The 13,624-nt window shown below is 39.1% G+C and carries 8 protein-coding genes, 15 tRNA genes and 1 rRNA gene; 23 read left to right on the forward strand and 1 reads right to left on the reverse strand.

The genetic code is table 11. The features are described from left to right. The first annotated feature begins 187 nt into the window (after positions 1–187). The 17 genes from rrf (at position 188) to M3182_RS25380 (ending at position 4,501) form a co-directional block, all read left to right on the forward strand. A 5S ribosomal RNA gene (gene rrf / locus M3182_RS25300) occupies positions 188–303 on the forward strand. A 22-nt stretch (positions 304–325) separates the two neighbouring features. After that, a tRNA-Asn gene (locus tag M3182_RS25305) sits at positions 326–400 on the forward strand. 4 nt (positions 401–404) lie between these two features. Next, positions 405–495, forward strand: a tRNA-Ser gene (locus M3182_RS25310). An 8-nt stretch (positions 496–503) separates the two neighbouring features. Next, a tRNA-Glu gene (locus M3182_RS25315) sits at positions 504–578 on the forward strand. A gap of 70 nt (positions 579–648) precedes the next feature. Beyond that, positions 649–724: transfer RNA gene (locus tag M3182_RS25320), tRNA-Val, on the forward strand. A gap of 181 nt (positions 725–905) precedes the next feature. After that, a tRNA-Met gene (locus tag M3182_RS25325) sits at positions 906–982 on the forward strand. A gap of 24 nt (positions 983–1,006) precedes the next feature. Next, a tRNA-Asp gene (locus tag M3182_RS25330) sits at positions 1,007–1,083 on the forward strand. Between the two features lie 32 nt (positions 1,084–1,115). Next, positions 1,116–1,191, forward strand: a tRNA-Phe gene (locus M3182_RS25335). Positions 1,192–1,225: 34 nt separating this feature from the next. Further along, positions 1,226–1,310 (forward strand) — tRNA-Tyr (locus tag M3182_RS25340). A 28-nt stretch (positions 1,311–1,338) separates the two neighbouring features. Further along, positions 1,339–1,412 (forward strand) — tRNA-Trp (locus M3182_RS25345). Positions 1,413–1,421: 9 nt separating this feature from the next. Further along, positions 1,422–1,497 (forward strand) — tRNA-His (locus M3182_RS25350). Positions 1,498–1,538: 41 nt separating this feature from the next. Continuing rightward, positions 1,539–1,613, forward strand: a tRNA-Gln gene (locus M3182_RS25355). A 5-nt stretch (positions 1,614–1,618) separates the two neighbouring features. Then, a tRNA-Gly gene (locus M3182_RS25360) sits at positions 1,619–1,693 on the forward strand. An 8-nt stretch (positions 1,694–1,701) separates the two neighbouring features. Continuing rightward, positions 1,702–1,776, forward strand: a tRNA-Cys gene (locus M3182_RS25365). A gap of 6 nt (positions 1,777–1,782) precedes the next feature. After that, positions 1,783–1,864 (forward strand) — tRNA-Leu (locus M3182_RS25370). A 230-nt stretch (positions 1,865–2,094) separates the two neighbouring features. After that, a complete protein-coding gene (locus M3182_RS25375) occupies positions 2,095–4,047 on the forward strand; it encodes a CoA-disulfide reductase (protein WP_251560601.1) in 1,953 nt (650 codons plus the stop codon). A gap of 380 nt (positions 4,048–4,427) precedes the next feature. Further along, a tRNA-Gly gene (locus tag M3182_RS25380) sits at positions 4,428–4,501 on the forward strand. Between the two features lie 284 nt (positions 4,502–4,785). Here M3182_RS25380 and M3182_RS25385 read toward each other — a convergent pair. Further along, positions 4,786–5,457, reverse strand: coding sequence for a B3/B4 domain-containing protein (locus tag M3182_RS25385; protein ID WP_251437581.1), 672 nt, complete (start codon positions 5,455–5,457; stop codon positions 4,786–4,788). A gap of 103 nt (positions 5,458–5,560) precedes the next feature. Between M3182_RS25385 and queG the strand changes: the two genes are divergently transcribed. From queG to yhbH, 6 genes are all read left to right on the forward strand, one after another. Continuing rightward, positions 5,561–6,700 (forward strand): tRNA epoxyqueuosine(34) reductase QueG, encoded by a 1,140-nt coding sequence (queG, locus tag M3182_RS25390; protein ID WP_251560602.1) that lies wholly within the window; start codon positions 5,561–5,563, stop codon positions 6,698–6,700. A gap of 190 nt (positions 6,701–6,890) precedes the next feature. Then, the gene (locus M3182_RS25395; RefSeq protein ID WP_251560604.1) at positions 6,891–7,799 is read left to right on the forward strand and encodes an amidase domain-containing protein; all 909 of its coding nucleotides are present in this window, start codon (positions 6,891–6,893) and stop codon (positions 7,797–7,799) included. Positions 7,800–7,858: 59 nt separating this feature from the next. Beyond that, positions 7,859–8,332: a tRNA (uridine(34)/cytosine(34)/5-carboxymethylaminomethyluridine(34)-2'-O)-methyltransferase TrmL gene (trmL, locus tag M3182_RS25400; RefSeq protein WP_251560606.1), complete on the forward strand. Its 474-nt coding sequence runs from the start codon at positions 7,859–7,861 to the stop codon at positions 8,330–8,332. 94 nt (positions 8,333–8,426) lie between these two features. Beyond that, on the forward strand, positions 8,427–9,176 hold the full coding sequence (gene nfsA / locus M3182_RS25405; protein WP_251437567.1) for an oxygen-insensitive NADPH nitroreductase: 750 nt from the start codon (positions 8,427–8,429) through the stop codon (positions 9,174–9,176). A gap of 405 nt (positions 9,177–9,581) precedes the next feature. Continuing rightward, the gene (locus M3182_RS25410) at positions 9,582–11,477 is read left to right on the forward strand and encodes a PrkA family serine protein kinase (RefSeq protein ID WP_251437559.1); all 1,896 of its coding nucleotides are present in this window, start codon (positions 9,582–9,584) and stop codon (positions 11,475–11,477) included. Positions 11,478–12,007: 530 nt separating this feature from the next. After that, entirely contained in the window at positions 12,008–13,174 is a 1,167-nt protein-coding gene (yhbH, locus tag M3182_RS25415; protein WP_251437557.1) for a sporulation protein YhbH, read from the forward strand. Positions 13,175–13,624: the final 450 nt, after the last annotated feature.

Consider the following 13,624-nt stretch of genomic DNA (forward strand, 5'->3'; position numbering starts at 1 on the left):
ATGCAAATCCCGATTTTGGATTTGTTTGGACGGATTGAAACGGCCGAGAAGTTAGGAGCCGTAGCTAGACAACGATACTCAATTTACTTTACTTCTTACAAACATTATCTAGTTTTGAGGGAACAAAAAAAATTCCTCTTGAAAAATATTAAAAAGATATTATAATAATAATTGTCTTTTAAATTTGTCTGGTAACGATGGCGAGAAGGTCACACCCGTTCCCATGCCGAACACGGAAGTTAAGCTTCTCAGCGCCGATGGTAGTTGGGGGATTCCCCCTGTGAGAGTAGGACGTTGCCAGGCAGAAAAATATTTTTCTATCTATTCCGCAGTAGCTCAGTGGTAGAGCATTCGGCTGTTAACCGAACGGTCGTAGGTTCGAATCCTACCTGCGGAGCCATTATGGAGAGCTGTCCGAGTGGCCGAAGGAGCACGATTGGAAATCGTGTATACGCTAACCGCGTATCAAGGGTTCAAATCCCTTGCTCTCCGCCATTATCGATGGCCCGTTGGTCAAGCGGTTAAGACACCGCCCTTTCACGGCGGTAACACGGGTTCGAATCCCGTACGGGTCACCAAAGTTTTTTCGCGATAGCGAAAATAACTATCCTTAATATTAATTTATTAAGAGAAAGTTACTTTTAATGTGGAGGATTAGCTCAGCTGGGAGAGCATCTGCCTTACAAGCAGAGGGTCGGCGGTTCGAGCCCGTCATCCTCCACCATAAAACATAGAAGACAAACAATTCTATGTAAATAAGATTATCGCGGGGTGGAGCAACGAGCGTTTCTTCACTGAAATAACTGCGAGTTGTACCGGTCGAGCTGCTGCTTGATTAAGCTTTCTGAGACCGGGACAGTTAATGCTAACATAAAGCATAATACAAACTATGTAAATAATATTGTCGCGGGGTGGAGCAGTCCGGTAGCTCGTCGGGCTCATAACCCGAAGGTCGCAGGTTCAAATCCTGCCCCCGCAACCAAATATTAAAAAGCAAAATGTTTTTGGTCCGGTAGTTCAGTTGGTTAGAATGCCTGCCTGTCACGCAGGAGGTCGCGGGTTCGAGTCCCGTCCGGACCGCCATATTGTTTTTAAATTTTAATAATTTATGTCTTGGCTCAGTAGCTCAGTCGGTAGAGCAATGGACTGAAAATCCATGTGTCGGCGGTTCGATTCCGTCCTGAGCCACCATTCACTTTTTACTGATAGTTTTTTGTGATATAATGGAGGGGTAGCGAAGTGGCTAAACGCGGCGGACTGTAAATCCGCTCCCTCAGGGTTCGGCGGTTCGAATCCGTCCCCCTCCACCATTCACTTATTAATATAGCTTTCATTTATAGGGGTATAGTTTAAAGGTAGAACAGAGGTCTCCAAAACCTCCAGTGTGGGTTCGATTCCTACTACCCCTGCCAAATTTTATGGCGGTCGTGGCGAAGTGGTTAACGCATCGGATTGTGGCTCCGACACTCGTGGGTTCGATTCCCATCGATCGCCCCATTTATATTCACAATTTAATTCGTTATTGAATATTATAATAGTGGGCTATAGCCAAGCGGTAAGGCACCGGACTTTGACTCCGTCATGCGCAGGTTCGAATCCTGCTAGCCCAGCCATATATGCGGAAGTAGTTCAGTGGTAGAATACAACCTTGCCAAGGTTGGGGTCGCGGGTTCGAATCCCGTCTTCCGCTCCAAATAATAAGGCGGCATAGCCAAGTGGTAAGGCCAAGGTCTGCAAAACCTTTATTCACCGGTTCGAATCCGGTTGCCGCCTCCATATTATGCCGGTGTGGCGGAATTGGCAGACGCGCACGACTCAAAATCGTGTTCCGTGAGGAGTGTCGGTTCGACCCCGACCACCGGTATCTTCAAAAAAGACTTTCCAATAGGAAGGTCTTTTTTTTTCATAGCGTTAGGGAGTCTAGAGTGTTGTTCTAGCTCGAGTCTAAATATGATCTAACAAAACAGTTTTTAACTGTAACCATTTTGTCAAATTTATATAGGTCATTAATATACCCCTCGTGGTATATTAATGACAGAAATTAAGTTTCCAATTAATTTTAAACAAAATTACTCATTTAGGAGGACTATATAAATGAAACAAAAAGTGATTATCGTTGGTGGAGTTGCAGGCGGAGCAACAGCAGCAGCTAGATTAAGAAGAATTAGTGAAGATGCAGAGGTGATTATGGTTGAACGAGGGGAGCATATTTCATTTGCAAACTGTGGATTGCCTTATTATATCGGCGAGACGATTAAAGATCGTAGCAAGCTTTTAGTTCAAACGGTTGAAGGGATGTCTGAGCGGTTTAAGCTTGATATTCGAAATTTAAGTGAGGTAATGAGCATTAACCCTGTGGCCAAAACAGTTAGCATTAAAAATCTTCAAACTGGTGAGGTTTATGACGAAACATATGACAAGTTATTGTTATCACCAGGTGCGAAGCCAATTGTTCCACCAATTCCTGGATTAAATGAAAATGAAACGTTATTTACTTTGAGAAATATTCCTGATACAGATAAAATTAAAAATTACGTTGATCAGCAAAATCCGCAAAAAGCAGTTGTTGTGGGCGGGGGCTTTATTGGGATTGAAATGGCAGAAAACCTAGTTGATCGAGGAATGGAAGTCACTCTCGTTGAAATGGCGAATCAAATCATGGCACCAATTGACTTTGAAATGGCAAGTATTTTGCATAACCATTTAAAGGATAAAGGTGTAAACCTTATTTTGGAAAAAGCAGTTCAGTCTTTTGCTGATAAAGGAAAGAAAGTAATTTTATCTGATGGAACAGAATTTACTACAGATATGACAATCTTTTCAATTGGGGTTAGACCAGAAAATGAGCTTGCGAAAAATGCTGGATTAGAACTTGGTGAACGTGGTGGTATCGTTGTAAACGAATATCTGCAAACTTCAAATCATGATATCTATGCTGTGGGGGATGCAATTGAAGTGGTGGATTATATTAATGGGCAAAAAGCTATGATTCCGCTAGCTGGCCCTGCTAACCGACAAGGTCGTATTGCAGCCAATAATATGATGGGCAAACAGGAAAAATATCAAGGAACATTAGGTACTTCAATTGCAAAAGTATTTGACTTTACTGTTGCTGCTACAGGAAATAATGAAAAAACACTAAAACGCTTAGGGGTACCTTATGAAGTCGTTCATATTCATCCAAATTCCCATGCAGGCTATTATCCTGGAGCAGCACCAATCGCATTGAAATTAGTGTTTGATCAGGTAACTGGAAAAATATTTGGTGCTCAAGCTGTAGGGATGGATGGTGCTGACAAGCGGATTGACGTTATTGCCACGGCTATTAAGGGTGGATTGACAGTGGAAGACCTTACGAATCTAGAATTATCTTACGCGCCACCATTCTCATCGGCTAAAGATCCTGTTAATATGGCTGGTTATGTTGCAACAAATCTATTAGATGGAGAATTAGCTCATGTTCAATGGCATGAAATCGATCAAATTGTTTCAGAAGGTGGAGTATTAATTGATGTACGTGAGCCGGTTGAACGGGAATTCGGTTATATCGATGGCTCTATTAATATACCGTTAAATGAATTAAGAGACAGATTAGAGGAACTGCCAAAGGATAAGACGATCCATGTGAGCTGTCAAGTGGGTTTGCGTGGATATCTAGCAACACGTATCCTCAAAAACCACGGATTTAACGTGAAAAATGTGGATGGTGGTTGGAAAACGTATTCTGGAGTATTTGGAAGTAATATTAAGCAAGCATTTGATACGAATGATCGTGGAGAAGTCGAGAGTGAGCCGAAGGTTGAAGAAAACATGACTGAGATAAAAGTAGCTAAAGTCGTGGATGTAGCTGGTTTAACTTGTCCAATGCCAATTATTAAACTTAAAAAAGGAATTGATTCGGTTGAAAGTGGTCAAGTGATTGAACTTCAAGCTACCGATAAAGGTGCTTTAAATGACCTTCCTGCTTGGGCTAATAATGCAGGGCATACCATCTTAAATACTGAGAATGAAGGTTCATTAATTAAGTTTTGGGTTCAAAAGAACTAAAATAAAATCACATGCGGTTATACTAAACTTTCATTATAGACTTCTAAAAACCTCCTTTGCTATGCTTGTGTAGCAAGGGGGTTTTTTATTTAAAACATATACAGCATGTTGCCACCACCGTTTATTACGATATGTGATTGTGTTGATTGAATTATTAAGTTGTTAAGCTTTTAACATTTTCACTCTCTGCATTGATTATTTTGTTTCTTACTGTCAAAAAACTAATGAAGTGAAAGAACCTGTTCGTAAATAATCGGGTTTGTTTCTCCACAACTAAAAAGTTTTTCGACAAAAATATACAAATTTAGCTTGACTTAAATAAGGAAAAGATGTATTATATTAATTGTTCAAGGGAACAACATATAAAGTATTTTAACTATGCGGGTGTAGTTTACTGGTAAAACCTCAGCCTTCCAAGCTGATGTAGTGGGTTCGATTCCCATCACCCGCTCCATACATAATTGATAATAACGCAGTATTTCGTTCAATATGGAACGAAGTGTTGCGTTTTTTTATGTTTATATGGGGAGTAGGCATATGTTTAGCTTAATCATTGGGTAGCTTTACGTTGAAATATAAGAGCATCTCTCATTTAACGCCGTTAGTTATCGTAAAAATGACTATTAGGATAAGGTAATTTTGCTTACCTGTTTCTCTTAGACGCTACCCGAGACAAAGACTTTGTTATCATCTATAAGGGTGAATTGTCTTACAAGAGAGCTGAACAAAAAAAGGATGCTATTCGCATCCAATCATTGTGAAGTGACCTTCACCACCGTGAATTTGTAAAAACATATTCATTAGCGACTCTGTTAGTTTTTGGCTTTCATTGCTGTCAAGGGAGGGACGGAGATAGATAATCTGCAAAGCATTTTTTGTTTCTGTGCTGACGGCTGTTCGCTCAGAGTCAACAAAAGGGCTGCCAAATGGTCCAAGTTCATCTTTTGAAACAATTAAATTTGCTAATGAATTTACTCTACCATTTAAACCAATATACTCTTCTGATTCATTCCCAATCTTGATTTCAATATCTCCGTTAACTTTATCCATGTCGTAGATCCCAATTGGTACTTCATACTTTAATGAGAAAAAGTTATTGGTATCAATTGCGCTATGTACGGATTGAAGATAGTTTTGTTTTTTGATTCGCCGATAAAGTGCTTCTGCTGAATGACGATACCGATTAGGATCTTTCCCAACTTGCTTAAAGATTTGACGCCATTCTTTTATTCCATCGAATTCGGTAAGGTTTTTATCTTCTAAATCAAAATAGATTGATTCTTGAAATAACTGAAGTCGACCTTTTAACATCTGTGGGGATGGCCCAACTTCAATGTTTCGATAACGAATGATTCCGGCAGTAAAGCCTGGAACCAATCGGCATAACTCACTGGAAATCATAATTTCCAACGATTCCACCTCCAAAAGTCCTTTAAAATAGTTTATCATAATACTTATGCACTTATTAAATACATGCCTGACATAGAGTTCGATGTTGAAAGGAGGCGTACCTATGAACATAAAACAGTTAAAGCAAGATATCATAGACTATAGCAAAAAAATTGGAATTGACAAAATTGGGTTTGCGTCCCCGTCTCCTTTTACTGAGATGAAGAATCGATTAATTAGACAGCAAGAGCTAAACTACCAGTCCGGTTTTGAGGAACCAGATATTGAAAAAAGGGTTCGCCCAGATTTAATCTTTGAAAATCCGCAGTCTATTATCGCTATTGCTGTTGCTTATCCTTCAAAGATGAAGGTTAGGGTGGTCAGTAAAAAAGGAGAAAGGCGAGGGATTTTCTGTCGAGCTTCTTGGGGAGAAGATTACCACCATATCTTAAGAAGAAAGTTAAAGCTTCTCGAAGAATATATTGCTGAAAGAGTTCCTGAAGCAAAGTTTAAGTCTATGGTCGATACTGGAGAGTTAGTTGATCGTGCTGTGGCAGAACGTGCTGGAATAGGCTGGAGTGGAAAGAATTGTTCCATTATCACTCCAGAGTTCGGTTCGTATGTTTATTTAGGTGAGATGATTACAAACCTTCCGTTTGAACCAGACTCTCCTATGGAGGATCAGTGCGGCAGTTGCACGAAATGTATCGAAGCGTGTCCAACTGGTGCTCTCGTTCAAGGGGGGCAATTAAACAGCCAACGATGTATTGCGTTTTTAACGCAAACGAAAGGTTTTTTGCCGGAAGAATTTAGAGATAAATTAGGTAATCGCCTCTATGGTTGTGATTCTTGTCAAACAGCTTGCCCCATTAATAAAGGAAAGGATTTTCATTTTCATGATGAGACAGAGCCAGACCCCGAGATTGCAAAGCCTTTATTAAAACCAATCCTTCATATAAGTAATCGTGAATTTAAAGAAAAGTATGGTCCTGTATCAGGTTCGTGGCGTGGCAGGAAACCTATTCAACGAAATGCCCTAATTGCACTCGCTCACTTTAAAGATAAAACAGCGGTTCCTGATTTGATTAAAGTATTAAAGGAAGATCCGCGCCCCGTTTTACGAGGGACAGCTGCCTGGTCACTCGGTAAAATTGGTGGTCAAGAAGCGGAAACTGCATTGGCTCAAGCTATTGAAAATGAAAAAGACGAGCAAGTTTTAATTGAAGTCCGAAATGGATTGCAATATTTAGAAGTAAAGCGATGAAAAAACACAGCTTGCAGCTGTGTTTTTTTGTTCCAAAAAAATCAGTGCACTTGCTTAATTTTCTAACGCTAAAACCTATGTTCTTACTAAGCGTCTGTCAATTACCTGAGTTTTCTTTTTGGTATTCCAGCCTTTTCTATATCTGAAAACCATACTGGCTTCATACATATGTGATGAAAGGAGTGGTTGGATGAGAGAACAGCTTCAAAATCTATTGGAACAACGTGTCCGGCAATATGTTTCACAAGCTAGAAACAATCTTCATGATTGCCCTTTTATAGAAAAGGCAAAGGAAAGTTGTTCAAATAGAGGTGCAGAAATCGTCAAGACAAAGGCAGAAGGAAAGATTACGAATGAAGGAAAGAACGAGGAGGGTGAGGAAGTATTTTACCAAGTTCACTATAACTTTTTAATCAAACAACAGAACAGTTTTTTTATTGAGGAAAGGGTTGAAAATCGAAAAGCGGAGTTTTATAAAGGAGTGCTTGTTACTGATGAAGAGCTAAGCTTTGATTCTTTAGGAGTGTCTAAAGAAAAGGAAATGCTCGTCGAGAACACGAATGTAATTGATCGGATAGAGAATAGCGATGGGGAAGAAGAGCGCAAAGTGTTTCGTTATGATCGTTTACGGGCTGTTCAATATGCTGAGCGCTGGTGGAATGATTACAACCCAGCTTATAAAAGTTTTGAGGTTGATTGTACCAATTATATTTCACAGTGTGTGCATGCTGGTGGTGCTCCAATGCATGGGTACGCCAATCGGTCAAAGGGGTGGTGGATGCGGAGTAACAATTGGAGCTATAGTTGGTCGGTGGCCAATTCAATGAGGTTGTATTTGCCTAGTTCTAAGACCGGTTTAAGAGCAAAAGAGGTTAAAGAGCCTAGTCAACTATCGCTCGGAGACGTTATTTGTTACGATTTTCAGGGAGATGGACGCTTTGACCATACAACAATTGTTACAGCGAAAGATGCGCAAGGCATGCCTCTGGTTAACGCACACACAACGAATAGTCGCATGCGGTATTGGGCATATGAGGATTCCACAGCGTATACCTCCAATATAAAGTATAAGTTTTTCACGATTCTCGATGATCAATAAAGGCTTGGAAATCAGGTTAGTGGTATAATAACAACTAGAATTATATTGAGGTGAAATAAGTGGCAATTCATGTTGTTTTATACCAACCAGAGATTCCAGCTAATACTGGCAATATAGCGCGGACCTGCGCAGCAACCGGGGCGATTTTACATCTTATCCGCCCACTTGGCTTTTCAATGGATGATAAAAAATTGAAACGTGCTGGTTTAGACTATTGGGAGTTTGTTCATATTGTCTATCATGACTCAATAGATGATTTTTTTGCTGCATATGAAGGTGGAGAGTTTTTCTATCTCACGAAACATGGCCATATGCCACATACAACATTTGACTATAGTCAAACAGATAAAGACTATTTCTTTATTTTTGGAAGAGAGACGACCGGACTGCCGAAAGATTTAGTTGAGGCGAACAAGGAACAATGTCTTCGAATTCCAATGAATGACAATGTACCATCGTTAAACTTATCCAATACAGCGGCCGTTTTAATTTATGAAGCATTACGCCAACAAGATTACCCTAAATTATTTTAATGGCTGGAGGACTAAACTGGTCCTCCCCTGTCTATCGATAGGTAGATACATACATATAAATAATCAATACATAAGTAGGAAAGGAAGGATTAACATGAACCAGGTAATTGAAACAATACTCGATCATCGGTCTGTTCGCAGTTTTCAAGACAGAAAGCTCTCGAGAGAACAGGTGGAGACAATTGTACGAAGTGCTCAGTCTGCTTCTACTTCTAGCTTTATCCAGGCTTATACTATTATAGGTGTCACCGATCAAGAAAAGAAGGATAAGCTCGCAGAAGTAGTCGGAAATCAACCTTATGTTGCCAATAACGGGCATTTCTTTGTCTTTTGTGCTGATTTAAATCGGATAGCAGTTAGTGCTGCAATGGAAAATAAAGATGTGACTCCCGCTCTACAAAGTACCGAGAAGTTTATGGTAAGTTTGATTGATGCCGCGCTTGCAGCACAAAATGCAGCAATTGCAGCTGAATCAATGGATTTAGGGATTTGTTATATTGGTGGAATCCGTAACCAATTGGAAGATGTTCAGCAAATCCTCAAAACTCCAGAATATGTGATTCCATTATTTGGACTAGCTGTAGGTTATCCTGCAAAAATCAATGATCAAAAACCGCGTCTTCCTCTAGAACATGTATATATGGAAAATGAATATCAACAAGATGAAGATGTTTTTAAAAGGCAATTAGAAGACTATAATCAAATTATTTCTACGTATTATAAAGAACGGACAGCAGGTAAGCGTGAAGATACTTGGACAGGACAAATGGTTGATATGTTAGGTCAAAAAGCGCGCATGTACATGAAGGACTTTGTTCAAAAACAAAAAATGGATTTAAGGTAAGGTAAAGGCGGATACGACAGAACGGATAGATTGCTTAATTCATACGGTAGCCACTTAGGGAAAAAGCAAAACAAAAAAGAAGCTGCAATGAATGCGGCTTCTTTTTTGTATGTGGATTTTATTTTTTTGTTACTCCTGGCTTATCTTCATAACCTGCTGTGAAGATGGCCGCAAGAAAAGCGACTGAAACTCCAATAATCAATATAAGTTTCATTTATGTAAGCCCCCTTTGTCCAATTTCCAATACTTATATTTTATTATAGCCTAAAGCCAGCTACCTGTGAAGAAATGGGAAGATTTTTTCATCTATCTTTCTAGAGAATTGATGTTGTTGGCATGTTCAATTTCCTTCCTGCATAAGGTATATTAATCGTCTCTCGATAATCGCTAGACAGGGAGGTCCTTATGGAGATATTAAAAAAAATTGAGAAGTATCGTGAGGAAGAAGAGAACCTTAGGTGGGAAGGGACATTCAGGGAGTATCTGGAGATTGTCAAAGAACAGCCATGGGTAGCACAGTCGGCGCATTCACGGGTTTATAATATGATTAAAGACGCTGGGATTGAAGAAGAAAAAGGCAAGAAAAAGTATACATTTTTTAATTCTCAATTATTTGGTTTAGAAGAGGCCCTAGAACGACTAGTCGAGGAATATTTTCACCCAGCAGCGAAGAGATTAGATGTTCGAAAGCGGATTTTGCTTTTAATGGGTCCGGTCAGTGGGGGGAAATCAACACTCGTTACAATGCTTAAAAGGGGACTTGAAGCCTATTCACTTACAGATCGCGGTGCAATTTATGCAATCAAAGGGTGTCCAATGCATGAAGATCCTCTTCATTTAATTCCACATCATCTTCGTAAAGACTTTTTCGATGAATATGGGATACGTATCGAAGGGAATCTGTCTCCGCTCAATATGATGAGATTGGAACAAGAATACGGAGGAAGAATTGAAGACGTCCGTGTAGAGCGTATTTTCTTCTCTGAAGATAAGCGAACTGGAATTGGAACTTTTAGTCCGTCTGATCCGAAATCACAGGATATCGCGGATCTAACAGGTAGTATTGATTTCTCAACCATTGCTGAATATGGTTCAGAATCGGACCCAAGAGCTTACCGTTTTGATGGTGAGTTAAACAAAGCGAACCGAGGGATGATGGAATTTCAGGAAATGCTTAAATGTGATGAGAAGTTTTTATGGCATCTACTCTCACTTACACAGGAAGGTAACTTTAAAGCTGGTAGATTTGCTTTAATTTCTGCGGATGAACTAATTGTGGCTCATACGAATGAGACTGAGTACCGCTCATTTATCTCGAATAAGAAGAATGAGGCGCTTCATTCACGGATCATTGTTATGCCGATTCCGTATAACTTAAAAGTTTCAGAAGAAGAGAAAATCTATGAAAAAATGATACGTGAAAGTGATGTTGGAAATGTCCATATTGCGCCACATACATTAAAGGTAGCGTCGATGTTTACGATTCTTACTCGTTTGAAGGAGCCTAAAAAAGGGGACATCGATCTTGTTAAAAAGATGCGTTTATACGATGGAGAAAGTGTCGAGGGATACAACTCTGCCGATGTAGCGGAGCTAAAGAAAGAATACCAGGATGAAGGAATGAGTGGTATTGATCCACGTTATGTCATTAACCGGATTTCTTCAACTATTATTCGTAAAAACATGCAATCGATTAATGCACTAGATGTATTAAGGTCTCTAAAGGAAGGTTTAGACCAGCATCCTTCGATTTCGCAGGAACAACGTGAAAGGTATTTAAACTTCATTTCAGTTGCTAGAAAAGAATATGATGACATCGCTAAAAAAGAAGTTCAAAAGGCCTTTGTTTACTCTTATGAAGAATCGGCAAAAACACTTATGGATAACTATCTAGATAATGTTGAAGCCTATTGTAATAAGGCGAAGTTGAGTGATCCACTGACTGGAGAAGAAATTAATCCTGATGAAAAATTGATGCGTTCCATTGAAGAACAAATCGGAATCTCTGAAAATGCGAAAAAGGCATTCCGTGAAGAAATTCTTATTCGCATTTCGGCTTATGCCCGTAAAGGAAAGAGATTTGATTATAATTCACATGATCGTTTAAGAGAAGCGATTCAAAAGAAGCTATTTGCTGATTTAAAAGATGTTGTCAAGATTACAACATCAACGAAGACACCTGATGAAACGCAACTGAAGAAAGTTAATGAAGTGGTTGCTAGACTTATTGACGAGCATGGATATAACTCCACATCAGCAAATGAATTGCTTCGCTATGTAGGTAGCCTGCTGAACCGTTAAAAGTCTTTTTAGGAATCTGCAACTCAATTGCAGGTTCCTTTCTTTATCTTTGGCTCTTTTCTCAAACTTTAAAGATAAAATGAAAAAAATCAGCTTTATTTTCACTGGAAGGTAACTTCTAAGACAGAAGAAAAGAGCCAGCAAACTTAGTATGAACGAACAAAATGGCTTATTCTGCGTTAAAATCGGCTTTAGGATTTTAACAACCATCTTTACGAATAGAGCCTTATCTTCAGACTTCAACATATGTAATACTACTAGTGAGAAGGTACGATACTTAGTTTATTAGAAACGAACGATTCCCAATATGCTTTATAACATGAGAACTTCGTTTTTTAAATGAAGTCAAACAGAAAACAGGCTTGTCCAGGAGACAAAATAGAGGATGAATTGTCTAAATAATTTGTAAATTATTTTTGTCCTTTGCATAAGATAGAGTAATCACAGTTTTATGTGCTTTTTAGCATCCGAGTTATTGTATGATAGCTTAAGCCAAAATGTGATAATAAAAGTATAGGAGGGGTTCGAAAATGACCGAAGAAAACAACGGCCAGTTTGTAATTTCCCAGGAAGATTGGTCCCTCCACCGAAAAGGCTATGACGATCAGCAACGTCATCAGGAAAAGGTTCAGGAGGCAATCAAAAGTAATCTTCCTGATCTGATTACTGAAGAGAGCATCGTGATGTCAAACGGCAGGGAGGTAGTCAAGATTCCAATCCGTTCCCTAGATGAATACAAAATTCGCTATAATTATGATAAGAATAAACATGTCGGTCAGGGAAATGGGGATAGCCAAGTTGGTGATGTCGTTGCACGTGATGGATCTGGGCAACAAGCCCCTGGTAAAGGTCAAGGTGCGGGAGATCAGGCAGGGGAAGACTACTATGAAGCAGAAGTATCAATTATGGAATTGGAAGCAGCTTTATTTAAACAATTGGAACTGCCTAACTTACAACGTAAGCAAAATCAAGAGGATGTGATTGAAGACATTGAATTCAATGATATCCGGAAAACTGGTTTAATGGGGAACATTGATAAAAAACGGACGATGATGTCAGCTTACAAACGTAATGCTATGAGAGGGAAACCATCTTTCCATCCGATTTACCGGGAAGATTTAAAATTTAAGACCTGGAATGAGGTTATTAAACCAGATTCGAAAGCGGTTGTTCTAGCTATGATGGATACAAGTGGTTCTATGGGACTCTGGGAAAAGTACATGGCCAGAAGTTTCTTTTTCTGGATGACAAGGTTCTTACGCTCAAAATATGAGACGGTTGAAATTGAATTTATTGCACATCATACCGAGGCCAAAGTCGTTTCAGAGGAAGACTTCTTCTCAAAAGGTGAAAGCGGGGGGACGATTTGTTCATCAGCATATCGCAAATCCCTAGAGTTAATTGACACCAAATACGATCCGCAGAAGTTTAATATTTACCCGTTCCACTTTTCTGATGGAGACAATCTAACATCAGACAACGCACGTTGTGTTAAACTAGTTGAACAATTAATGGAAGTATCCAATATGTTTGGTTACGGGGAAGTAAATCAATATAACCGCCACTCGACGTTAATGTCCGCTTATAAAAACATCAAAGATGAGAAATTCCGCCATTTTATCCTCAAGCAGAAAGCCGATGTATTCCATGCGATGAAAAGTTTCTTTCGACAAGAAGAAGATAAGATGTATGCTTAATATAAACAATCGCCAAGTAAAAAGCTTGGCGGTTGTTTTTTTATTTACATATGTTCTATGTTTGAAGCGCACTGTTTACTTTGGCTGCAGCATATTCTTTTTAAAAGCACTTATCAAAAACTAGAGTGATATATCGGTAAAGTATGAGATTTAACTAGCGCTTAAAAAAAGTTTTGAAAATGGGGTTGACGTTATCTAATAGATAGATTATTATATAGAAGTCGCTTCAATAAACGTTAACTACTTTTGAAATGTGGTTGACAAACGGGTGGCATCATGGTAATATTGAAAAGTCGCTTTTGTTAAGGCGATAAGAAAATTGCTCTTTGAAAACTAAACAAACAAGCGTCAACAATCAATAATAATCATGTTTCTTCTATTAATATAGAAAAACATGAGCCAACGTTTTATTTTATGAGCTTACTCATACTCTTTATTGGAGAGTTTGAT

The organism is Mesobacillus maritimus, assembly GCF_023715205.1.
Taxonomy (GTDB): Bacteria; Bacillota; Bacilli; order Bacillales; family Cytobacillaceae; genus Mesobacillus_B; species Mesobacillus_B maritimus_C.

Bases quoted from the DNA above. Each gene is read 5' to 3' on its own strand.
- M3182_RS25375 (WP_251560601.1), top strand. From the start codon at position 2,095: ATGAAACAAAAAGTGATTATCGTTGGTGGAGTTGCAGGCGGAGCAACA.
- queG (WP_251560602.1), top strand. From the start codon at position 5,561: ATGAACATAAAACAGTTAAAGCAAGATATCATAGACTATAGCAAAAAA.
- M3182_RS25395 (WP_251560604.1), top strand. From the start codon at position 6,891: ATGAGAGAACAGCTTCAAAATCTATTGGAACAACGTGTCCGGCAATAT.
- nfsA (WP_251437567.1), top strand. From the start codon at position 8,427: ATGAACCAGGTAATTGAAACAATACTCGATCATCGGTCTGTTCGCAGT.
- M3182_RS25410 (WP_251437559.1), top strand. From the start codon at position 9,582: ATGGAGATATTAAAAAAAATTGAGAAGTATCGTGAGGAAGAAGAGAAC.
- yhbH (WP_251437557.1), top strand. From the start codon at position 12,008: ATGACCGAAGAAAACAACGGCCAGTTTGTAATTTCCCAGGAAGATTGG.